Origin of the sequence: Actinomadura viridis, assembly GCF_015751755.1 — a bacterium.
GTDB classification, from domain to species: domain Bacteria; phylum Actinomycetota; class Actinomycetes; order Streptosporangiales; family Streptosporangiaceae; genus Spirillospora; species Spirillospora viridis.
The window spans coordinates 4,636,852-4,657,908 of the sequence record NZ_JADOUA010000001.1 but is presented as its reverse complement, the minus strand read 5'-3'; the positions used below and the strand labels follow the sequence as shown (position 1 = coordinate 4,657,908).

General features: G+C 74.5%; 19 protein-coding genes. 14 read left to right on the top strand and 5 right to left on the bottom strand.

The window, feature by feature from the left end:
• The first annotated feature begins 402 nt into the window (after positions 1–402).
• Together IW256_RS21555 and IW256_RS21550 are read left to right on the top strand one after the other, a co-directional pair.
• The gene (locus IW256_RS21555) at positions 403–1,530 is read left to right on the top strand and encodes a hypothetical protein (RefSeq protein WP_231403877.1); all 1,128 of its coding nucleotides are present in this window, start codon (positions 403–405) and stop codon (positions 1,528–1,530) included.
• Positions 1,531–1,666: 136 nt separating this feature from the next.
• A complete protein-coding gene (locus IW256_RS21550; protein WP_197012703.1) occupies positions 1,667–2,836 on the top strand; it encodes an alkaline phosphatase PhoX in 1,170 nt (389 codons plus the stop codon).
• A 409-nt stretch (positions 2,837–3,245) separates the two neighbouring features.
• Here the strand turns inward: IW256_RS21550 and IW256_RS21545 are convergent, their stop codons facing one another.
• The 3 genes from IW256_RS21545 to IW256_RS21535 all read right to left on the bottom strand — a co-directional run bounded on the left by IW256_RS21545 (position 3,246) and on the right by IW256_RS21535 (position 6,020).
• Entirely contained in the window at positions 3,246–4,178 is a 933-nt protein-coding gene (locus IW256_RS21545; protein WP_197012702.1) for an MBL fold metallo-hydrolase, read from the bottom strand.
• A gap of 71 nt (positions 4,179–4,249) precedes the next feature.
• Complete coding sequence (locus IW256_RS21540) at positions 4,250–4,651, bottom strand: NUDIX hydrolase (RefSeq protein ID WP_197012701.1); 402 nt, start codon at positions 4,649–4,651, stop codon at positions 4,250–4,252.
• A 70-nt stretch (positions 4,652–4,721) separates the two neighbouring features.
• Positions 4,722–6,020, bottom strand: coding sequence for a DUF1015 family protein (locus IW256_RS21535; RefSeq protein ID WP_197016456.1), 1,299 nt, complete (start codon positions 6,018–6,020; stop codon positions 4,722–4,724).
• A gap of 72 nt (positions 6,021–6,092) precedes the next feature.
• Here IW256_RS21535 and IW256_RS21530 point away from each other — a divergent pair, with 72 nt between their 5' ends.
• The 3 genes from IW256_RS21530 (at position 6,093) to IW256_RS21520 (ending at position 8,799) form a co-directional block, all read left to right on the top strand.
• Positions 6,093–6,554: a tetratricopeptide repeat protein gene (locus tag IW256_RS21530; RefSeq protein WP_197012700.1), complete on the top strand. Its 462-nt coding sequence runs from the start codon at positions 6,093–6,095 to the stop codon at positions 6,552–6,554.
• 21 nt (positions 6,555–6,575) lie between these two features.
• Positions 6,576–7,589 carry an HAD-IIA family hydrolase gene (locus IW256_RS21525; RefSeq protein ID WP_197012699.1) on the top strand — a complete coding sequence of 338 codons (1,014 nt, stop codon included), beginning with the start codon at positions 6,576–6,578 and terminating at the stop codon, positions 7,587–7,589.
• A 97-nt stretch (positions 7,590–7,686) separates the two neighbouring features.
• Entirely contained in the window at positions 7,687–8,799 is a 1,113-nt protein-coding gene (locus IW256_RS21520) for a glycerophosphodiester phosphodiesterase family protein (protein WP_197012698.1), read from the top strand.
• Positions 8,800–8,901: 102 nt separating this feature from the next.
• On the opposite strand, the gene IW256_RS21515 is transcribed toward IW256_RS21520, so the two are convergent.
• Both IW256_RS21515 and IW256_RS21510 read right to left on the bottom strand, forming a co-directional pair.
• Positions 8,902–9,243, bottom strand: a complete 342-nt coding sequence (locus tag IW256_RS21515) for an SCP2 sterol-binding domain-containing protein (protein ID WP_197012697.1) — start codon at positions 9,241–9,243, stop codon at positions 8,902–8,904.
• Positions 9,244–9,245: 2 nt separating this feature from the next.
• Positions 9,246–9,548, bottom strand: coding sequence for a hypothetical protein (locus IW256_RS21510; RefSeq protein WP_197012696.1), 303 nt, complete (start codon positions 9,546–9,548; stop codon positions 9,246–9,248).
• Between the two features lie 143 nt (positions 9,549–9,691).
• Between IW256_RS21510 and IW256_RS21505 the strand changes: the two genes are divergently transcribed.
• The 9 genes from IW256_RS21505 to IW256_RS21465 all read left to right on the top strand — a co-directional run bounded on the left by IW256_RS21505 (position 9,692) and on the right by IW256_RS21465 (position 21,034).
• A complete protein-coding gene (locus IW256_RS21505; RefSeq protein ID WP_197012695.1) occupies positions 9,692–10,510 on the top strand; it encodes a TlyA family RNA methyltransferase in 819 nt (272 codons plus the stop codon).
• A 135-nt stretch (positions 10,511–10,645) separates the two neighbouring features.
• Positions 10,646–11,584: an NAD kinase gene (locus IW256_RS21500; protein WP_197012694.1), complete on the top strand. Its 939-nt coding sequence runs from the start codon at positions 10,646–10,648 to the stop codon at positions 11,582–11,584.
• A gap of 64 nt (positions 11,585–11,648) precedes the next feature.
• A complete protein-coding gene (recN, locus tag IW256_RS21495) occupies positions 11,649–13,346 on the top strand; it encodes a DNA repair protein RecN (protein ID WP_197012693.1) in 1,698 nt (565 codons plus the stop codon).
• A 145-nt stretch (positions 13,347–13,491) separates the two neighbouring features.
• Entirely contained in the window at positions 13,492–14,730 is a 1,239-nt protein-coding gene (gene steA / locus IW256_RS21490) for a putative cytokinetic ring protein SteA (RefSeq protein ID WP_197012692.1), read from the top strand.
• Entirely contained in the window at positions 14,727–15,683 is a 957-nt protein-coding gene (locus IW256_RS21485) for a copper transporter (RefSeq protein WP_197012691.1), read from the top strand. The genes steA and IW256_RS21485 overlap by 4 nt, the downstream gene beginning before the upstream one ends.
• Before the next feature lie 5 nt (positions 15,684–15,688).
• Complete coding sequence (locus IW256_RS21480) at positions 15,689–16,618, top strand: hypothetical protein (RefSeq protein WP_231403875.1); 930 nt, start codon at positions 15,689–15,691, stop codon at positions 16,616–16,618.
• Between the two features lie 226 nt (positions 16,619–16,844).
• Entirely contained in the window at positions 16,845–18,452 is a 1,608-nt protein-coding gene (gene murJ, locus IW256_RS21475; protein WP_197012690.1) for a murein biosynthesis integral membrane protein MurJ, read from the top strand.
• Positions 18,445–19,704: a glycosyltransferase family 4 protein gene (locus tag IW256_RS21470; RefSeq protein WP_197012689.1), complete on the top strand. Its 1,260-nt coding sequence runs from the start codon at positions 18,445–18,447 to the stop codon at positions 19,702–19,704. Before murJ ends, IW256_RS21470 begins: the two co-directional genes overlap by 8 nt.
• A gap of 295 nt (positions 19,705–19,999) precedes the next feature.
• On the top strand, positions 20,000–21,034 hold the full coding sequence (locus IW256_RS21465; RefSeq protein WP_197012688.1) for a TerC/Alx family metal homeostasis membrane protein: 1,035 nt from the start codon (positions 20,000–20,002) through the stop codon (positions 21,032–21,034).
• Positions 21,035–21,057 lie beyond the last annotated feature (23 nt).

Sequence of the window (21,057 nt, the reverse complement as noted above, 5' to 3'; positions counted from 1 at the left end):
GGCTGGGGCGCGCGGGACGACCGCCCGCGCCCGCGCCGCGACGATCGTGCGGGAGCCGGCGAGCGCGGTGAGCGCGGCCAGGGACGCCGTGAGGGCGGCGGCCGCCGCTTCGAGGGAGGCCGTGACGGCCGCGGACGTCCGGGCGACCGTGACAGGCGGTCCCAGGGACGCGGACCCGGGCGGCCTCGCCAGGACGCGGGCGGCCGGTCCTACGGGCCGCCCCGCGACCGTTCCGGAGGCCGTGACCAGGGTGCGGCCAGGGCCCACGAGCGCGAGACCCCCAAGCACGACGATCCCCTGCTGCCCGATGACGTCACCGGCGAGGAACTCGACGCCGATGCGCGCGCCGAGCTGCGCACCCTTCCCAAGGACCTGGCCGGACGGGTCTCGCGGCATCTGGTGATGGCCGGACGGCTCGCCGAGGACGAGCCCGAGACCGCGTACCGGCACGCCAAGGCCGCGCGGAGGCTGGCCTCGCGGGTCGGACTCGTGCGTGAGGCGGCGGGGCTCGCCGCCTACCACGCGGGAGAGTGGGCGGAGGCCCTCGCCGAGCTGCGCGCCGCGCGTCGCCTGAGCACGACCGAGGACGCCTACCTGCCCGTCATGGCCGACTGCGAACGCGGCCTGGGCCGTCCCGAGCGCGCCCTGGACCTCGTGAAGTCGCCGGAGGCCAAGAAGCTCGACCAGGCGGGTCGCGTAGAGCTGCGCATGGTCGAGTCCGGCGCACGCCGTGACCTGGGCCAGTACGACGCCGCCGTGGTCGCCCTCCAGGTGCCCGAGCTGCGGGACCGGCGGCTGCGCCCATGGTCGGCGCGGCTCTTCTACGCCTACGCCGACGCTCTCGCCGACGCGGGGCGCCAGGAGGAGGCGGTCGAGTGGTTCGCGCGGGCCGCCGCCGCGGACCGTGACGGTGAGACCGACGCGGCCGAGCGTTACGCGGAGCTGGAAGGCCTCCACATCTTCGACACCGAGGAGGGCGAGGCCGCCGGCGGTACGGACGCCGCCGGGCCCACCGACCTTTCTGAGCCCACCGACTCTTCTGAACCCGCCGGCCTTTCCGAAGCCTCCGGCCCCTCGGCTGCGGAGGTCGAGGGCCCCCTCGCGTCCACTGAGAGCGTCCAGGACGGCTCCCAGGCGCCTGCCGGTGGGAGGCCCGCCCCGGAGGCTCCCGAGGACGCACAGAGCGGCTCCGCGCCGCTCGCCGGCCCCGCCGACGAGGCCGAGGCCGAGGCCGAAAGCGAGGGCGAGGGCGAGGGCGAGGGCGAGGGCGCCAACGAGGCCGCCGACGAGGCCGAGACCGAGGGCGAGGGCGTGACGGCTCCGACGGCCATCGAGTTCAAGGCGGCGCCGGCCGTTCCTGAACCGGCCACCGGAACGACCGCCGAGACCCCGTCCGGGGCGTCCCAGGAGGAACAGGGCGACCCCTCCGATGAGGACGCGCCGGTCACGGAGGTGCCGGAGGCCCCGGCGGTCTTCCTGGAGCCGCAGGCGCCCGGTGAACCGGAGGGGCGGGACACGGCACCGGAGTGACGGCCGGGCTCGCGCGGGGCTTGACGGGCATCGCGGTTCGCCCGATATTCACATGATCGTGCCGTTCGGGGGGTGAGGGAGTCATCCTTGCGTGGCCGGCTTCCTCACGGCCCCGGACGATCAGGCGAGGAGCGACATGCCCACCCCCCTTGACCGCCGCATGTTCCTGAGAGCCACGGCCGTCGCCGGTGGCACGGCCGCCTTCGCGGGCGCGCTGTGGCACCAGGCGTTCGCCGGGCCCGCGCAGCCCGGCACCGGCCCGTACGGGGCTCTGCTGGCGGCCGACGCCAACGGCCTCCAGCTCCCCCAGGGCTTCAGCAGCCGGATCGTGGCCCGCTCGATGCAGCGTGTGGCGGGCACCCGCCACACCTGGCATCCCGCCCCGGACGGCGGTGCCTGCTTCCCCGACGGGGCCGGCTGGATCTACGTCAGCAACTCCGAGGTGCCTCTGGTCGGGGGCGTCTCGGCCATCCGTTTCGGTGCCGACGGCGCCGTGACCTCCGCGTACCGCACCCTGAACGGGACCACGCTCAACTGCGCCGGAGGGGCCACGCCCTGGAACACCTGGCTGTCCTGCGAGGAGCACGACGCCGGGCTCGTGTACGAGACCGACCCGTACGGCCAGAAATCGGCGCGCTCCCATCCCGCCATGGGGCGCTTCAAGCACGAGGCGGCCGCGTGCGACCCCGACCGCAAGGTCGTCTACCTCACCGAGGACCAGTCGGACGGCTGTTTCTACCGTTTCCGGCCCTCCGCCTGGGGCGACCTGTCGCGGGGCACCCTGGAGGTGTTGCTGGGCACCGGCACCGGCCCGGTCCGCTGGGAGAAGGTGCCCAATCCCCAGATCTGGATCACGCCGACCCGTGACCAGGTGGCGGGGGCCATGCGGTTCGACGGCGGGGAGGGTTGCTACTACGCGGGCGGCGTCTGCTACTTCACGACCAAGGGCGACAACCGGGTGTGGGCGTACGACGCGGCGGCCGAGCGGCTCGACCTCGCCTACGACGACGACCTGGTCACGGGGGCCGAGCCCACGCTGAAGGGGGTCGACAACATCACCGGGGCCGCCTCGGGCGATCTCTTCGTCGCCGAGGACGGGGACGACATGGAGATCAACCTCATCACCCCGGACGGGACGGTGGCGCCGTTCGTCCGGGTCGTGGGCCATGACGAGTCGGAGATCACCGGCCCGGCGTTTTCACCCGACGGCACCCGGCTCTACTTCTCCTCGCAGCGCGGGCAGAGCGGCTTCATCGGCGGTACGGACGGTGTCACCTACGAGGTCACCGGGCCGTTCCGCCGCTGACGCCCCGGCGCCTCGGCATGCCGCCTCCAACGCCTCGGCATCCCGGCGACCCGGCGACGCTGCACCCCGGCATCCCGGCGGCCTGCGGACACGGCGGCCTCCGCCCCGCCCGGCTCCCCGAGGCCGGTTCACCGTTCCCAACGCCGACGGTGCCGGCGCGGACGGCTCGTGTGGGCCTCCCACGGCGCCGGCCGGTGGCCGTCCCCCCGGCACCACGCGGCGGTGCCGGGCCGGGACCCGGAGCGGCCCTCCGCCGCCCTGCCCCGGCGGCAGGCCGCGCCCGGCGCGCGGTCACGCCGGGCGCGGCATGCCGGGTGGGGCGGCGGCGCCTGCGGCGGATGCGATCCGCCGCCCGGGCACCAGCGGCACCGGAGCCGCGGGCGGGACGGGCTGACGCGATGGGCCGGCATCAGGCGTGCCGGTCCAGGGCGTGCATGATGCCCGCGACGTTGGAGGCGGCGCTGCTGAGCAGCTCGTACTTCTCGGTGAGCTCGGGATCGGTGCCCTCCTGCAGCACCACGTAGCGCTCGCGGGTGCGGTCCCGGACCATCGCGACCGCGTGGTCGAGGTCGAGCCCCTCGTCCCGGGCGTCCCGGACGGCGTCCACCCAGACGCGCAGTTCCTCGGCCGACCGTTCCAGGGTCTCCTCGACCTCGGTCACGGGGCCGTAGTGCGCGAACAGCAGGCGCTGCGGCCCGAGTTCCCGGAATCTGCGCAACGAGTCCAGGGCCGAGTCGAGGTCGAAGTCGGGCGGGGGCGTCGCGGGCCGCACGTCCTTGGTCTCGGGCACGTACACCCCCGCCGCGTCGCCCACGTACAGGTCGCCGGTGCGGGAGTCCAGCAGGCCGACGTGGTGCTTGGCGTGGCCGGGGGAGTGGTACGACTCCAGCCGGCGGCCGCCGCCCAGATCGATCACACCGGTGTCGTCGACCGCGCGGATGCGGTCGGCGCCGGTCGGCTTCAGCTCGCCGAACAGCGTGTCGAGCCGGTCCCCGTACACCATCCGGGCGCTGCGCATGAGCCGCTCCGGCGAGGCCAGGTGCCGCGCCCCCTTCTCGTGGACGACCACCTCGGCGTCGGGGTACATCTCCGCGATGTCGCCCACCCCGCCCGCGTGGTCGAGGTGGATGTGGGTGACGACGACGGTCGCGAGGTCCTTCTCTCCGACACCGAGGTCCTCCAGCGCCCGCCGGACGACCGGCGCGGAACCGGCGGTGCCCGGTTCGACCAGGCAGGGCCGGTCGGACAGGATCAGGTATCCGGCCGTGATCCCCGAGTACCCCGCCATCCGCGTGTCGATCTCGTAGACGTCACCGCCGAGCGGTGTGATCGTGGTGTCCATCCCGCGATCATCTCTCGCGCACCGGACGGTTATCCACGGTTCCCGGCCCTCTTCCGGCCGGGCGGCCGGTCTCAGCGCAGCAGGCCCGATTCCCGGAGATCGTCGAAGATCAGCTGGTCGACCGCCGAGACCCGGTCCCGGTCGGCGTAGCCCAGCCAGGCCACCTCCTCGATCTCGGCGCTCGCCTCGGGCGTCCCGCGGTAGTCACCGGTGTAGCAGGTCATCCGGACGGTGACGCCGTCGGCGTGGCCGTGCGCCCGGGCCTCCCACACGCCGAGCCGGGCGGCGCTCTCCAGGAGGATCTCGACGGCCAGCTCCTCCCTGATCTCGCGGGCCAGGGTCTCGAGGTCGCTCTCCCCGGCCTCCCGCTTCCCGCCGGGCAGGTAGTACGTGTCCTTGCCGCGCGACCGCGTGCTGAGGATCCTGCCGTCCTCCACCCGTACCCAGGCCACCTTGTCGATCAACGAGCGCACCTCGCTCCGGCTCCCTTCCTTGGTCCCGGGGCCGGGATGTCGCCGCGGCCCTGGGCAAGGGTACGGCCCGCTAGCCGAGGTCCAGGAGCCGGAGTACCAGCCCGGTTCGGGGCTTGGGGGCGAACGAGGTCGACTTGCGGGGGACGCGGTCGCCTTCGGCGGCCACGGCCAGGACGTCCTCGACCTTGAGCGGGTTGAGGATCACCGCCGTGCCGCCGGTGCGGCGGGCGCGTTCGACGGCGGCCAGCGGATCGTCGTGGACGACCTCGACGCTGTGCTCGTCCTCGGGGACGCGCCACACGCTCCCGATGAGGAGATGGTCCAGGACGGCGGTGTCGAGTGCCCGCCAGCGCGGGGAGTGGCCCGCGGGCATGACGCGTTCGAGAAGGTCGGCCTTGGGGTCGGTGAGCAGGTGCAGGCCCTCCCCGCCGCCCAGGAGGAAGGCGGGGCCCCGGGCGTTCCGCAGGGCGGGCAGGGCCTCCGGCCAGGCCAGCTCGTTGGTGGTGAACACCTCGGCGGCGCCGCGCAGCGCGGCGTCCGGCGGGAGGCCGGGGAGCACGCGGTGGATGGCGCCCAGGTGGGGCGGGTGGCGGGTGGAGTCGACCAGCAGCGCCAGGCCGTAGTCCCAGGCGTTCCGGTCGTGGCGGTCCCCGGGCGCGGCGCGGGCCTGGAGGGCGCGGTACGTGGCGTAGCGGTGGTGGCCGTCGGCGATGAGCGCCTGGCGGGGGCCCAGGTCCGCGGCGACCCGGGCGTGCAGGGCCGGGTCGGTGATGCTCCAGAGGCGGTGGGTCTGGCCGTCGGCGTGGAAGTCCAGCAGCGGCGGGCCCTCCGCGGTCGCGTCGATGATGCGCGCAGTGTCGCCGCCGCCCTCGTAGACCAGGAAGATCGGCTCCAGGTTGGCCCGGGTCTCGGTCATCAGGGCCAGCCGGTCCCGTACCGGGCCGGGATAGACGTTCTCGTGCGGGAGCACGACCTTGTCGGCCTCGGCCCGCAGCCCCAGGGCGCCGATCAGGCCCCGCCGGCCGCCGGTCTCGTAGAGGTACAGCGCCGGCGCCGGGTCGGTGATCAGGGTGCCGTCGGCCAGCCAGCGGCGCAGGGTGCTTGCGGCCTCCCGGTAGTCCTCGGGCAGCGTGAGCCGGACGATGTTGTGCCCCTCGCCCGCCTTCAGCCGTTCCACCTGGTCACGGTCCAGCAGGTCGTACGGGGGGCAGGTCACCGCGGAGGGGTCGACCCGGGGTCCGAAGCGGACGCCGCGGAACGGCGCCAGCTCCAGCCCGGCGCCCGAGCGCGGCGCCCCGGTCCCGAAGATCCGGGCGCTGAACTGCTCCGGGTCGAGGCCGGAGGGGAGGTCGTCGTCCACCGTGGGCATGGTAATCAGCGACGGCCGCTCGCCCGCGCGGCGGGTACCGTCGAAGTGATCGGCGTCCAAGGGGAGGTCCACATGGATGTTCAAGGATCGGGACGAGCGGACGATTCCCCCGGAGACGGCCCGCGCGGCGTCCATCACGACCCCGCCGGCCACGACGGCCCGGACGGCGGGGTGTACGAGTGGTACACGCGAGGGCTGCAACTGCTCAGGGCCGGCAGCGCCGCCGCGGCGGTGCAGCTGCTCACCCGCGCCGCCGACGCCGAGCCCGCGTCGCGGTCCGTCCGCGAGGCGCTGGCCCGCGCCCAGTACGGCGCCCGGCGGTTCCAGGAGGCCGCCGACAGCTTCCGGTGGATCGTGGAGGACGACCCGGCCGAGGATTACGCCCTGTTCGGCCTGGGGCTGGCCCTGAGCCGCCTGGGGGACTTCCAGGGGGCGGTGGAGCCGCTGGCCCTGGCGGCGGCGATGCGGCCCGAGAACAAGGACTACGCCCGGGCGCTGCGGCATGCCAGGGCCACCCTGGAGTTCCGAAGATGATCTTCTCGTACGATGGCCGGAATGACCGGACCGAAGAGTTCTGACCGGCCCCTGAGCGAGGCCTACGACGTCGCCCTGCTCGACCTCGACGGCGTCGTCTACATCGGCCACCGGCCCGTTCCCGCGGCGGCGGAGTCCCTGGCGAAGGCGCGTGCGGCCGGGCAGCGGCTGGCGTTCGTCACCAACAACGCCTCGCGGACCCCCTCGGCGGTCGCGGCACTGCTCACCGAGGTGGGGGTGCCCGCCTCCGCCGACGACGTCGTCACCTCGGCGCAGGCCGCGGCGCGGCTGCTGGCCGAGCGGCTGCCCGCCGGCGCCAAGGTGCTGGTCGTCGGCGGCATGGGCCTGAGGCAGGCCCTCTACGCGCGGGGGCTGCGGCCGGTGTCCACCGCCGCGGAAGGCCCCGCCGCCGTCGTCCAGGGGTACGACCCCAGGCTGTCCTACGGGCTGATCGCCGAGGGCGCCGCGGCCGTGCGGAACGGGGCGCTGTTCGTCGGTTCCAACGGGGACCTGACCATTCCGGGAGGGGAGGGCCCGCCGCAGCCCGGCAACGGCTCGCTCCTGAAGGTGATCAGCACCGCCACCGGTGTGGAGCCCGTCGTCACCGGCAAGCCCGAACGGCCCCTCCACCACGAGTCGGTCATCCGTACCGGCGCGCGGCGGCCCCTGGTGGTCGGCGACCGTCTCGACACCGACATCGAGGGCGCCCGCAACGGCGGGGCCGACAGCCTTCTGGTCCTCACCGGGGTGACCGACGCGCTCACGGCCCTGACCGCCCCGCCCCATCGGCGCCCCGACTACCTCGCCCCCGACCTGACCGGCCTCCTCGTCCCCCACCCCGGGACGCGGGAGGAGGACGGCGGCCACCGGTGCGCGGACTGGACCGCGCGCCGGGAGGGAGAGCGTGTCGAGCTCTCCGGCGACGGTGACCCCTACGACGGCCTCAGGGCCCTGGCCGCCGCCTCCTGGCGGGACGAGACCTCTCCGTCGCCCGAGGCTCTCTCCGTCGCGCTCGGACGTCTCGGTCTCGGCTGAATAACCGCGCTGTTACGGCCTGGGCCGCCGGGTGTTCTCCCGCGCGTCACAGGTGGATGGTGATCTCTCCTGGGTTCTCTTGGGAGAGGTGTTGTTCATGAAGCGTTCGGTCGTCGTGGGCCTGCTGGCGGCGGGGCTCACCGGGCTCGGCACTCCGGCCGTGGCCGATTCCGCTCCGGGCAGGCCCCGGGCGTTCGATCTCCAGGCCCACCGCGGCGGGCTCGGGCTCGTGGTGGAGAGCACGCTCCCCGCGTTCGCCAACGCGCTGGAGCTCGGGGTCAGCACGCTGGAACTGGACGTGCAGATCACCGAGGACGGGGAGGCGGTGGTCACCCATGACCGCCGGATCAGCGGCCGCAAATGCCAGGACACCGGTCAGGCCGTCGCGGACGACCCCGAGTACCCCTACGTCGGCAAGTACATCAACACGCTGACGCTCGCCCAGGTCCGCACCCTGGACTGCGGATCCCTGACGCTGGCGGAGTTCCCGGGGCAGCGCGCCGTCCCCGGGGCCAGGATGCCGTTGCTGCGCGAGGTCTTCGCCCTCGTGCACCGCTACCGCGCGTACGGGGTGAAGCTCAACGTCGAGACGAAGGTGGAGGCGGGCGCCCCCCACGAGACCGCTCCGCGCGAGCAGTTCGTCCAGGTCACCGCCGGGGAGGTCCGGCGCGCGCGCATGCTGCGGCAGGTGACGGTCCAGAGCTTCGACTGGGGCGCGCTGATGCGCATGCGCCAGGTCGAGCGGAGGCTGCCGCTGGTGGCGCTCACCAACCACGACTTCCTGCAGACGGGACAGCCGGGCCGTTCCCCGTGGCTGGGCGGGATCGACATCGACGACTTCGGCGGGGACCCGCTGAAGGCGGTGAAGTCCTTCGGGGCCGACGCCTTCTCGCCGGTGCACGGCTTCCCGCAGAACGGCAAGGTCACCGATCCGGGCTACCGGCCGTACGTCACCCGGGCCATGGTCGGCCAGGCCCACCGCATGGGCCTGAAGGTCGTCCCCTGGACGGTGGACGACGAGCCGACCATGGAGAAGCTCATGGACGACGGCGTGGACGGCATCATCACCGATCACCCCGACCGCCTGCGCGCCGTCATGGCCCGGCGCGGCCTGCGCACGCCCCGCCCGTACACCCTTCCCGGCCGTGCGGGACGGCCCGCGCAGGGCGCACCGGTCATGACGCCGGCCGGGGCGGGCGGTCCCGCCTGACGGTGCTGACGGTTCCCGCCTGAAGGTGCTGCCGGCCCCGCCTGACGGGGCCGGCCGCCGGAAAGCCGCAGAGGGGTGGCAGAGGGGTGAGGGGGCGGGCGGTCAGAGGAGCTTGCGCAGCCGCAGCAGGTCCAGGAAGCTCGCCTCGATCTTGAGCCGTCCGCTCGCCCACGCCCTGGCCGGGTTCAGCTCGTCGTTCGCCAGGGCCACCAGGTCGTCGCTGGCCACCGTGAGCCGGACCTGGGCGTCCCCGGGAGCGTCGGTACGGGCGAACGGGTCGAGCCCGCCGCCGTGGAGGCGGGTGAGGTAGGCCACCCCGAGATCGGGGATCCGGCAGCTGACGGTCCGCTCCACGACGTGCTCGGCGAGCCGGTCGGCGTCCACTTCCGCCAGGCGCTTGGAGATCCGGTCGAGTGCGCCGCGGCACTCCTCCTCGTTCGCCATGCTCAGGCCGTTCCCCGTTCGGTCGACAACGATGTCGTGAAGGGACGGTAGCGTTCGGACTGGGCCCGAAGCGACTCGCGCGGGGCGATGGGGCCTTCTGGGAGGTGGACGTGATACCCGACGAGGTCGCGGGGGAGCCGGCGCAGGCGGCGGCTCCGCACCGACCCGACCACGGCCCTGACCGCGGTCCCGGCCGCGGTCCCGGGCCGACCGGCGACCGGCGGGTCGACGACGCGCTGGCGCGGCTGGCCGGACTGGAGGGCGCGCCGGTCTCCGGCCATGTGGAGGTCTTCGAGGAGGTCCACCGGCGCCTCCAGGAGCTGCTGACCTCGGCCGACCAGGGCGATCCCGGGCCACCCGCGGCGCCCGGACCGCGACCGGGTCCGGTACCCGGTCCGCGACCGGCGCCGCCCGTGCCCGCGCCGGGTCCGCACCCGGGCCGGTGGCCATGAGCCGGCGCAGGCTGGACGCCGAGCTGGTGCGGCGCGGGCTGGCCCGCTCGCGCGAGCACGCGTCGGAGCTGATCGGCGGCGGCCGGGTGCGCGTCGGCGGGCAGACCGCCGGCAAGGCCGCCACCCAGGTCGAGACCGGCGCGGCCATCGTCGTGGACACCGCGGACTCCGGCCCCGAGTACGTCTCGCGCGGCGGGCACAAGCTGGCCGGGGCCCTGGAGGCGTTCTCCGGCCTCAAGGTCGCGGGCCGGACGTGCCTGGACGCCGGTGCGTCCACCGGCGGGTTCACCGACGTGCTGCTGCGCGCCGGCGCCGCCCGGGTCTACGCGGTCGACGTGGGCCGCGCGCAGCTCGCCTGGTCGCTGCGCACCGACGACCGGGTGACCGTCCTCGAACGGGTCAACGTCCGCGACCTCACGCCCGAGACGCTCGGCCGGCCGGGGGAGCCCCCGCCGGACCTTCCGGACCTGGTCGTGGGCGACCTGTCGTTCATCTCCCTGCGCCTGGTGCTGGAGCCGCTGCGGCGCTGCACGGCCCCCGAGGCCGACTACGCCCTCATGGTCAAGCCCCAGTTCGAGGTGGGCAAGGAGCAGGTGGGGGCGGGCGGCGTCGTCCGCGATCCCGGGCTGCGCGCCGAGGCGGTCCGCGGCGTGGCCGCGCACGCCGCCACGCTGGGCCTGGGCGTTCAGGGGGTGACGGCGAGCCCCCTTCCCGGCCCGGCCGGGAACGTGGAGTACTTTCTGTGGCTGCGCGCGGGCGCGCCTCCGCTCGACGACACCGAGCTCGCCAGGGCCATCGAGGAGGGCCCTCAGTGAGCCCGGACGCCGGCGCGGGTGTGCGGACCGGCGGCACCGCCGGCACGGCCGGCACCGCCGGTACGGCCGCGAGGCCGGGGACGGGACCCGGGACGGGTAGGGAAGCGAGCGCGGGAACGGCGTCGGAGCGAGCCCATGGGTGAGAGATCGGTGCTGGTCGTCACGCACACCGGACGGCCGGAGGCGGTGCGCAGCGCGCAACTGGTGATCGAGCGCCTCAGCGCGGCCGGGATCTCGGTGCGGGTGCCGGAGGGCGAGGCGGAGGACATCGGGTGCACGGGCGTGGACGTGCGGCCCGGCACCCCCGCGGCGGCCGAGGACGCCGAGGTCGTGATGGTCCTCGGCGGCGACGGGACGCTGCTGCGGGCGGCCGATCTGGCGCGCCCCGCCGGCACCCCGCTGCTCGGCGTCAACCTCGGGCACGTCGGCTTCCTCGCCGAGGCCGAGCGGGAGGACCTCACCGCCACCGTCGAGCGGGTCGTCACCCGCCGCTACGACGTCGAGGAGCGGATGACGATCGACGTCGTGGTGCGCCGCAACGGGGGCGTGACCGGCACGACCTGGGCGCTCAACGAGGCCACCGTGGAGAAGGCCGAGCGGGAGCGGATGCTGGAGGTCGTCGCCGAGATCGACGGCCGCCCCCTGTCCCACTGGGGCTGCGACGGCGTGGTCTGCGCCACCCCCACCGGCTCCACCGCCTACGCGTTCTCCGCGGGCGGCCCGGTGGTGTGGCCCGAGGTGGAGGCCATGCTGGTCGTGCCGATCAGCGCGCACGCGCTGTTCTCCCGGCCGCTGGTGGTCTCGCCCCGGTCCACGGTGGCGGTCGAGGTGCTGCCCGACACGCCGCGCGCGGTCCTGTGGTGCGACGGCCGCCGTACCCTCGACCTGCCGCCGGGCGCGCGGGTCGAGGTGCGACGGGGGGCCGAGCCGGTACGGCTCGCGCGCCTGCACCTGACCCCGTTCACCGACCGCCTGGTGACCAAGTTCGGGCTCCCGGTGACCGGCTGGAGGGGCCGGGTCCGCCAGCCCGGGTCCGAAGCGGGCGGGGACCCCGGACCCGGACGGGGACGATAATCTCGACCACCGAGGCGCTGAAACCGCGATCTGTTTGCGAGGGGTTGTGACGCTGGTGCGTCCGATGGTCGATGAGGTGCGGATCCAGGGCCTCGGTGTGATCGACGAGGCCGTGCTCGATCTGTCCCCGGGGTTCAACGTGGTCACGGGTGAGACCGGGGCCGGCAAGACCATGGTGGTCACCAGCCTGGGGCTGCTGTTCGGGGGGCGCGCCGACCCGCAGCGGGTCCGGCCGGGCGCCGAGCGGGCCACCGTGGAGGGCCGGATCGTGGTCGATCCGGGCGGCCGGGTGGTCGAACGGGTCGAGGAGGCCGGCGGGGAGCTGGACGAAGGCGCTCTGATCGTCACCCGGTCGGTGTCGGCGGAAGGCCGGTCCCGGGCCTACCTGGGCGGCCGGTCCGTCCCGGTCAGCCTGCTGATCAACCTCGCCGACGACCTGGTGGCCGTGCACGGGCAGTCCGACCAGCAGCGGCTGCTGCAGGCGGGCCGGCAGCGCGCCGCGCTGGACCGTTACGCCGGCGGCGCGCTCACCAAGCCGCTGCGCGCCTACACCGCCGCCTACGAGCGGCACCGCCAGGTGTCCGCGCTGCTGGAGGAGCTGACCACCCGCGCCCGCGAGCGCGAGCAGGAGGCCGATCTGCTGCGGTTCGGCCTGGAGGAGATCGAGAAGGCCGATCCCAAGCCGGAGGAGGACGTGCGGCTCGCGGCGGAGGAGGAGCGGCTCGGGCACGCCGACGCGCTGCGCGGCGCCGCCGACAGCGCGCACGAGGCGCTGCTGGGCGACCCGTCCGCCGCGTTTGAGGCGGCCAACGTGGTGAGCCTGCTCGGCACGGCCCGCAACGCCCTGGACGCCGTGCGCGAGCACGACCCCGAGCTGGCCGGGCTGGCCGACCGGCTCGCCGAGGCCGGTTACCTGGTCTCCGACGTGGCCACGGACCTGGCCGCCTACGCCGAGTCGGTCGACGCCGACCCGGCGCGGCTGGCCGTCGTCCAGGAGCGCCGCGCGGAGCTGACCGCGCTGACCCGCAAGTACGGGCAGACGCTGGCGGAGGTCCTGGAGTGGTCGGGCCGGTCGGCGGCGCGGCTGACCGAGCTGGAGGGCGACGACGAGCGGATCGAGCGGCTGCGCGCCGAGCACGCCGAGCTGGCCGGGCGGCTGGAGGCCGAGGCCGCCGAGCTGACCGCGGTGCGGAGCCGGGCGGCCGAGCGCTTCTCGGCCGCCGTCACCCAGGAGCTGGCCGCGCTGGCGATGCCGCACGCCCGGATCGAGGTGGCCGTCACCCCCGCCGGCGAGTACGGCCCGCACGGCGCCGACGAGGTCGAGGTGCGGCTCGCCCCGCACCCCGGATCGCCGCCGCTGCCGCTGCACAAGGGCGCCTCCGGCGGCGAGCTGTCGCGGGTCATGCTGGCCATCGAGGTGGTGTTCGCCGGCGCCGACCCCGTTCCCACCTTCGTGTTCGACGAGGTCGACGCGGGGGTCGGCGGCAAGGCGGCGGTGGAGATCGGCCGCCGGCTGGCCCGCCTGGCGCGCAACGCCCAGGTGATCGTCGTCACCCATCTGCCGCAGGTGGCGGCGTTCGCCGACCAGCACCTGCTGGTGGAGAAGTCCGACGACGGCACCGTCACCCGCAGCGGGGTGACCGCGCTCGACCGGGAGGGCAGGGTCCGCGAGCTGTCGCGGATGCTGGCGGGCCTGGAGGACTCGGAGCTGGGCCGGGCGCACGCCGAGGAGCTTCTGCAACTCGCCGCCGAGGAGTCCTGAACGGGCCCGGAGCGGTGATCCCCGTCACAATCCGGGTACACCGGTCTGCGAAGCAGGCCAAAACCACAGAGAGTGCGCGAACGAACACGCCTGGCCGTTCGTCGTTACCGGTGTCGACCCCCGTGCTCTGGCAGGATGTCAACCGATGAACGACCCGTCTCCGACCACCGAGCGTCGCGCCCGGCGCGCGCAGCGCCTGCCGCTGCGCGTGCTCCCGCGGCGCCGCGGCAGGGAGGACGGCCGTGCCGGGGTGAACGCCACGGCCCGGCTCGACCGCCGCACCAAGAACCTGACCAAGCGGCTGCAGCCCGGCGAGATCGCCGTGATCGACCATGTCGACCTCGACCGGGTCAGCGCGGAGGCGCTGGTGTCCTGCGAGGTGGGAGGCGTCGTCAACGTCGCGCCCAGCATCTCGGGCCGCTACCCCAACCTCGGCCCGCAGATCCTCGTGGAGGCGGGCATCCCGCTGGTCGACGACGTGGGCCCGGAGATCTTCACCCGGCTCCAGGAGGGCGACCAGGTCCGGGTCGAGGACGAGGTCGTCTACCGCGGCGACGAGGTGATCGCCAAGGGCACCGCGCAGGACGCCGAGACCGTCGAGGCGGCGATCGTCGAGGCCAAGGCGGGCCTGTCGCACCAGCTCGAGGCGTTCGTCGCCAACACGATGGAGTACGTCAAGCGCGAGCGCGACCTGCTCATCGACGGGGTCGGCGTGCCCGACGTCACCACCCGGCTGGAGGGCCGGCACGCGCTGATCGTCGTGCGCGGCTACCACTACCGCGAGGACATCGCCGCGCTGCGCCCCTACATCCGCGAGTACCGTCCGGTGCTGATCGGGGTGGACGGCGGCGCGGACGCGCTGCTGGAGGCCGGCTACCGCCCCGACATGATCGTCGGCGACATGGACTCGGTGTCCGACGACGCTCTCACCTGCGGCGCGGAGATCGTGGTGCACGCCTACCGTGACGGCCGCGCGCCCGGCCTCAAGCGGGTGCACGAGCTCGACCGCGAGGCGGTGGTCTTCCCGGCCACCGCCACCAGCGAGGACATCGCCATGCTGCTCGCCGACGACAAGGGCGCCTCGCTCATCGTCGCGGTCGGCACCCACGCCAACATGGTCGAGTTCCTCGACAAGGGCCGGGCGGGCATGGCGAGCACGTTCCTCACCCGGCTCCGGGTGGGCAGCAAGCTCGTGGACGCCAAGGGGGTGAGCCGGCTCTACCGCAGCCGGATCTCCACCGGCTCGCTGCTGTTCCTGGTGCTCGGCGCGTTCATCGCCATGACCACCGCCGTGTTCATGTCACCGGCCGGGGACGTCATCCGCCCCCTGCTGGCCGACCGCTGGCACGCGTTCCTCTTCTGGCTGACCGGACTGTTCACGTGATCGATTTCCGATACCACCTCGTCTCCATCGTCGCGATCTTCCTGGCGCTGGCCCTGGGCATCATCCTGGGCTCCACCACGCTGTCGCAGTCGGTGACCAAGGGCCTGCAGCGGCAGACCTCGTCGCTCGCCAAGAGCAACGACGAGCTGCGCCGTACCCAGGCCAGGCTGGAGGCCCAGCGCGAAGGGGACGAGAACTTCGCCCGGACCATGGGCCCGCAGATCGTCGCCGACCGGCTCAAGGGCCAGTCCCTGGTCTTCGTCGAGACCCCTGGCGCCAGCAACGACAGCATCGAGCAGCTGAGCGGGCTGGCCAAGAGCGCGGGCGCCACCGTCACCGGGCGGGTGACGATCCAGAAGAAGTTCCTCGACGACAACCAGATGGCCACCGTGGACGAGCTGGCCGGCCAGCTCAAGCCGGGCGAGATGGCCTTCCCCTCGGGCGCCGGCACCTACGAGAAGGCGGGGGCCGTGCTGGCCAGCGCGATCGTCACCGAGGACCCGGCCAGCACCGGCCGGGAGGACGCCACCTCCGCCGCGGTCCTCAGCGGTTTCCGGCAGGCGGGTTACGTGACCACCAGCGGCAAGCCCGGCCAGCATGCGACACTCGCCGTCATGGTCGCCCCTTCCTCGCTGTACGCCTACGAGGGCGGCGACGCCGACAGCAAGGCGTTGCTGGCGCTCGCCGCCGCCCTCGACGGCGCCGGCAGCGGCACGGTCCTGGGCGGCCCGTCGACCGCCGCCCAGGAGGGCGGCCTGATCGCGGCGCTGCGCGACTCCGACGCCGGCAAGTCGGTCTCCTCGCAGGACACCGTCGACACCGCCTCCGGGCAGGTGGTGACGATCCTGGCGCTGCAGAACGAGCTGAACGGCAAGTCCGGGCGGTACGGCACGGGCTCGGGAGTCAACGGGTACCTGCCCTCGCCGGTGCCCGCCGCCGGAGGGAACGGGTGACCCCCATGATCCGACCCACCGTCCGCCTGCTGGCCGGCGCGGCGCTCGGCGCCGTGGCGGCCCGCGCCGCCTACCGCGCGCTCGAGCGGCGCCCGCCCGGCCTGAACGGGTTGCCGGGCGAGGAGGTGTGGGGCCGCACCAACCACCGCGGTGAGCCGGTGACCCTGCTGGAGGGGCCCGCCTTCGTGGCCGGCGCCGCCGCGGGCGGGCTGCTGCTCCCCGGCCACGGCGGCCGGCTCCGCGCCGCCGCGCTGGTGGCCGGCGTCGGCTCGGGCGTCCTCGGCGGGTACGACGACCTGGCCGGATCGGGCGACTCGCGCGGCTTCAAGGGCCACCTGGGCGCGCTGGCCAGGGGCGAGGTCACCAGCGGCGCGGTGAAGATCCTCGGCATCGGCGCCACCGGCCTGGCCGCCGCGGCGATCGCGGGGTCGCCCGCCCCGACCCGTACCGGCCGGGCGTTCGACCTGGCCGTCAACGGGGCCATCGTGGCCGGCGGCGCCAACCTGATGAACCTGTTCGACCTGCGGCCGGGCCGCGCGATCAAGGTGGGCCTGCTCGCCGGGGCGCCGCTGGCGCTGACCTCCTCGTCGCCGGTGGTCGCCGCCCCGCTGGGCGCCGCCGCCGCGCTGCTGCCCGAGGACCTGGCCGAGCGCGCGATGCTCGGCGACACCGGCGCCAACGCGCTGGGGGCGCTGCTCGGCCTGGCCGCCACCCGCCTGGGGCGCGGCCCGCGCCTGGCCGTGCTGGCGGGGCTGGCCGGGCTCAACGCCGCCAGCGAGTTCGTCAGCTTCACCAAGGTGATCAAGCAGACCCCGGCGCTGGACTGGGTCGACATGCTGGGCCGCCGGCCGCCCGCGGTGCCCGCCGCTCCCGATCCCGATCCCGTCCCCGGTCCCGTTCCCGGGAGCGGGACGTTCGCCGACCCGGCTCCCTGACGCTTCCCGCCCCTCCGCTCACCGGAGGCGGGGGCCGGCGTTCCCTCGCCGCTCCCCGTCCCGTGCCGCCCCCGACACCACCGCCCACCGTGCCTGTCCCACACCCCGACACGACCGCCGCCCGCGGGCCGCGCTCCCGCCGTCCCGCCGGCGTCCCCTCCGTGCCCTCCGTGCCGTCCGTCTCGTCGCCGCGGGCCTCCTCGCCGCGGCCTTCCGGGGGCGCGGCGTGAGCCCGAGCCTGCGCAGGCTAACCGGAGGGCTCGCCGGAGCCGCCCTGATCATCGGCGTGATCACGGTGCTGTCGCGGTTGGCGGGGTTCGGGCGCACCTACGCGTTCTCCCAGACCGTCACCACCTCCTGCCTCAGCCAGGCGTACTTCACCGCGACCCAGCTGCCGAGCATCGTGTACGAGATCGTGGCGGGCGGCGCGCTGGCCGGCATGGTGGTGCCGGTGCTGGCGGGCCCGGCCGAGCGAGGCGACCGCGAGGCGGTCCGCCGGACGGCCTCGGCGCTGCTGACCTGGATCGTTGTGCTGATGGTGCCGCTGTCGGCGCTGATGGCGGTGCTGTCGCGGCCCGTCATGGAGCTGCTGGTGGGCACCGACCTGCAGGGCTGCTCCCGCTCGGGCATCGTCGCGGTCGGCGGCGACATGATGGCGATCATGGCGCCGCAGATGGTGATGTACGGGGTCGCGGTGGTGCTGTACGGGCTGCTGCAGTCGCATCGCCGGTTCGTGGCCCCGGCGCTGGCCCCGCTGATGTCCAGCCTCGTGGTGATCGGCGCCTACCTCGCGTACGCGCCGCTGGGCCGGGGGTACGAGAACGACCTGGCCGGGCTGCCGCTGCCGGCCGAGCTGACGCTGTCGATCGGGACGGCGCTCGGCGGCGTCGCCATGGCCGCGACGGCGGGGGTCGCGGCCTGGCGGCTGCGCCTGGGGCTGCGGCCCACGCTCCGTTTCCCCGAGAGGGTGGCCCCGCGGGTGCGGCGGCTGGCGGTCGCCGGCCTGGCCACCGTGGTGGCCCAGCAGCTGTCGGCCCTGCTGGTGGTGCGCCTGAGTTACGAGGGGACGGGCGGCGCCCTGGCCAACTACCAGTACGCCTGGGCGATCTACCTCCTGCCGTGGGCGATCCTGGCCGTCCCGATCGCCACCAGCGCGTTCCCGATGCTGTCGGCGCGGATCGGTGAGGCGGCCGAGTTCGACCGGATCACCGCGTCCACCACCCGCGCCGTGGTCCTGGTGTCCTGCGCGGGCGGCGCGGTCCTGGCCGCCGTGGCGGTCCCCGCCGCCGCGGTCTTCAACCCGGGACTGGCCGGCCAGCAGGAGGTGCTGAGCCGGGCGGTGCTGGCGTTCGCCCCGGGCCTTCTCGGGTACGGGCTGGTGGCGCACCTGGGACGGGTGCTGTTCGCCTGCCATCGAGGAAGGATGGGAGCCGCCGCCATCGTCGCCGGCTGGGTGGTGGTCATGGTGGCCGACGTGGCCCTGGTGCTCACCGTCGACCGGCGGTGGGTGGTGGCGGCGATGGGCATGGGCAATGCGGCCGGCATGACTGTGGCGGGGGCCTTGCTGCTCGCCACGCTGGTCAGGGCGCGGGGCCGCGCCGCGGTACGCGGCGTGCCGCGCGCGCTCGTGGCCGGGATCGCCGGGGGAGCCGCCGGAGGGGCCGCGGGCGGCGCGGTGGCGGCGGCCCTCGGCACAGGGGGCCAGGCGCTGAACATCGGTGTCGCCGCACTGGCCGCCCTGACCGCCGCGGCGGTGTTCGCGGCGTTCACGTACGTGATCGACGGCCGGGATCTGCGGGCCGTCCTGAGCCGGAAGGTAGCGCGAAATGACTGACCGAGACGGTGCCGCGCCGGGAGAGGCCACCTCGCTGGACGGCCTCCGGGTGGCGCTGGTCCTGGCCACCAGCGCGGGGGGCGTGGGCCGGCATGTGCGGTCCGTCGCGTCCGGCCTGGCCGAGCGCGGGGCCCGGGTGGTGGTGTGCGGGCCCGCCGAGACCGAGGAGAGCTTCGGGTTCGAGCGGGCGGGCGCCAGGTTCGCGGTGGTGGACCTGGCCGACCGGCCGCGGCCGATGAGCGACGCCAAGGCGGTCGCGCGGCTGCGCGGGCTGCTGCGCGGCGCCGACGTCGTGCACGCCCACGGGATGCGGGCCGGCGGTCTGGCCGCGGCGGCGTGCGCCCGTGTCGCCCCCGGCCCGCTGCGCGTGGCCAAGGTCGGCGGGCCGCCCCTGGTCGTCACGCTGCACAACGCGGTGATCACCGGTGGGAGGACCGCGGTGGCCTATGGCGCGCTCGAACGGGTGGTCGCGCTCGGCGCCGACGAGGTCCTGGGGGTCTCGCCCGACCTGGAGGACCGGATGCGCGCGCTGGGCGCCCGGTCGGTCGCCCACGCGCTGGTGCCCGCGCCCGTCCCGCGGACCAGGCCGAACCCCGACGCGCGCGCCGAGCGGCGCGCCGAGCTGGGCGTGGGGGACCGCCCGCTCATCCTCACCGTGGGGCGCCTGGCCGAGCAGAAGGGCCTGCCGACGCTGCTGGAGGCGTCCCGGGGGTGGGCGCGGCGCACCCCGCAGCCGCTGGTGGCGATCGTGGGCAGCGGCCCGCTGGAGGACGAGCTGCGCGCCCGTATCGAGGCCGAGGACCTGCCGGTGCGGCTGCTGGGCGGTCGCGGGGACGTTCCCGCGCTGCTGGAGGCGGCCGACGTCACCGTGGTGCCCAGCGTCTGGGAGGGGCAGCCCCTCATCGTCCAGGAGATCCTGCGCACCGGGCGCCCGCTGGTCGCCACCCGGGTCGGGGGTATCCCGCAGATGGTCGGCGCGATGCCGGGGGGCGGCGCCGGTGAGGGAGAGGCCGCTGAGGGGGGCGGGGGCGGTGCGGCGTCTCCGGAGGCCGGGGACGAGGCCGCGCTGCTGGTGCCTCCGGGGGATCCGGACGCGCTCGAACGGGCCGTGAGCCGCGTCCTGGACGACCCGGCGCTGGCGGGGAGGCTCGCCGCCGCCGCGGCCCGGCGTTCCGCCGCCCTGCCCACCGAGTCGGACGCCGTGGACCAGCTGGCCGGGATCTATCTCAAGCTCGTCCAGGACCGCCGCTGAACCGGCCGCACACTCTCCGCACCCCGGCCGCCGCCGTTCGGTGGCGGCCGGGGTGCAGATGTGTCGGGCCTTAGACGCACCCTCGGGCGTTCGGGTTCGAGATCGCCCCGAAAAAGTTCTTGATCTTTGGAACGCACCCGGTATGCCCTGCGTTGCAGGAGGTAGTGGAGGGGAGTATCCCTGCGCGGTGGTCTCGTCAGCACGGTCGGTCCATACCGGCCCGGGGCCATCGGCCCGCTTCTTTCAGGGCGGGAGAGACCTCCGGCGTTAAGTCATGCCGCCGGAGGTGTCTGTTTTGCACGTTTCATCCTGGGTGTGGGCGCTGACCCTGATCGGGATCCTCGCCATCATCACCGTCGACCTGCTCGTCATCCACCGCGGTGACACGCGGGAGTTCACCACCCGCCGGGCCGCGTTCTGGTCCACCGTCTACATCGGTCTCGCGGTGCTCTTCGGCCTGGGGGTCTGGGCCTTCTCCGGGGGGCAGTACGCCGCCGAGTACTTCGGGGGCTTCGTCACCGAGAAGAGCCTGAGCGTCGACAACCTCTTCGTCTTCATGGTGATCCTGGCGCGGTTCGCGGTGCCCAAGCACTCGCAGCACACCGTGCTGATGGCCGGGATCGTGATCGCGCTGGTGCTGCGCGGGGGGTTCATCGCCGCGGGCGCCGCCGCACTGCACGCCTTCACCTGGGTGTTCATCATCTTCGGCGCCATCCTGCTGTGGACCGCGATCGGGCTGGTGCGCGGCGGTGACGACGACGAGGTCAAGGAGAACTTCCTGCTGCGCTGGGTGAAGCGCACGCTGCCCACCAGCGACGAGTACGAGGGCAACAAGATCATCACGCGCCGGGACGGCCGCCGGATGGTCACCCCGCTGTTCGTGGTCATCATCGCGATCGGCTCCACCGACGTGATGTTCGCGCTGGACTCCATCCCGGCGATCTTCGGCCTGACCACCGAGCCGTACCTGGTGTTCACCGCCAACGCCTTCGCCCTGATGGGCCTGGTGCAGCTGTACTTCCTGCTGGGCGGGCTGGCCGACCGGCTGGTCTACCTCGGGCACGGGCTGGCGTTCATCCTGGGCTTCATCGGCGTGAAGCTGGTCCTGCACGCGCTGCACGAGTACGGCGTCTCCTGGGCGCCCGACATCCCGATCTGGCTGTCCCTGTCGGTGATCGCCGGGACGCTGGTGGCCACCACCGTCGCCAGCCTGACCGTGGGCAACCGCCGGGCCGCGTCCGCCGACTCGAAGAAGGCGGCGGAGAAGGCGGCGGAGAAGGAAGCGGGCGACGGGGACGACCTCCGTCCGCTGGAGTCGCGCGAGGTCTGACCGGTGGCGGATCGTGGCGCCGG

Coding starts and splice junctions, on each gene's coding strand:
- IW256_RS21555 (WP_231403877.1), top strand. CDS start 403: ATGGCCGGACGGCTCGCCGAGGACGAGCCCGAGACCGCGTACCGGCAC.
- IW256_RS21550 (WP_197012703.1), top strand. CDS start 1,667: ATGCCCACCCCCCTTGACCGCCGCATGTTCCTGAGAGCCACGGCCGTC.
- IW256_RS21545 (WP_197012702.1), bottom strand. CDS start 4,178: ATGGACACCACGATCACACCGCTCGGCGGTGACGTCTACGAGATCGAC.
- IW256_RS21535 (WP_197016456.1), bottom strand. CDS start 6,020: ATGCCCACGGTGGACGACGACCTCCCCTCCGGCCTCGACCCGGAGCAG.
- IW256_RS21530 (WP_197012700.1), top strand. CDS start 6,093: ATGGATGTTCAAGGATCGGGACGAGCGGACGATTCCCCCGGAGACGGC.
- IW256_RS21525 (WP_197012699.1), top strand. CDS start 6,576: ATGACCGGACCGAAGAGTTCTGACCGGCCCCTGAGCGAGGCCTACGAC.
- IW256_RS21520 (WP_197012698.1), top strand. CDS start 7,687: ATGAAGCGTTCGGTCGTCGTGGGCCTGCTGGCGGCGGGGCTCACCGGG.
- IW256_RS21515 (WP_197012697.1), bottom strand. CDS start 9,243: ATGGCGAACGAGGAGGAGTGCCGCGGCGCACTCGACCGGATCTCCAAG.
- IW256_RS21505 (WP_197012695.1), top strand. CDS start 9,692: ATGAGCCGGCGCAGGCTGGACGCCGAGCTGGTGCGGCGCGGGCTGGCC.
- IW256_RS21500 (WP_197012694.1), top strand. CDS start 10,646: ATGGGTGAGAGATCGGTGCTGGTCGTCACGCACACCGGACGGCCGGAG.
- recN (WP_197012693.1), top strand. CDS start 11,649: ATGGTCGATGAGGTGCGGATCCAGGGCCTCGGTGTGATCGACGAGGCC.
- steA (WP_197012692.1), top strand. CDS start 13,492: ATGAACGACCCGTCTCCGACCACCGAGCGTCGCGCCCGGCGCGCGCAG.
- IW256_RS21480 (WP_231403875.1), top strand. CDS start 15,689: ATGATCCGACCCACCGTCCGCCTGCTGGCCGGCGCGGCGCTCGGCGCC.
- IW256_RS21470 (WP_197012689.1), top strand. CDS start 18,445: ATGACTGACCGAGACGGTGCCGCGCCGGGAGAGGCCACCTCGCTGGAC.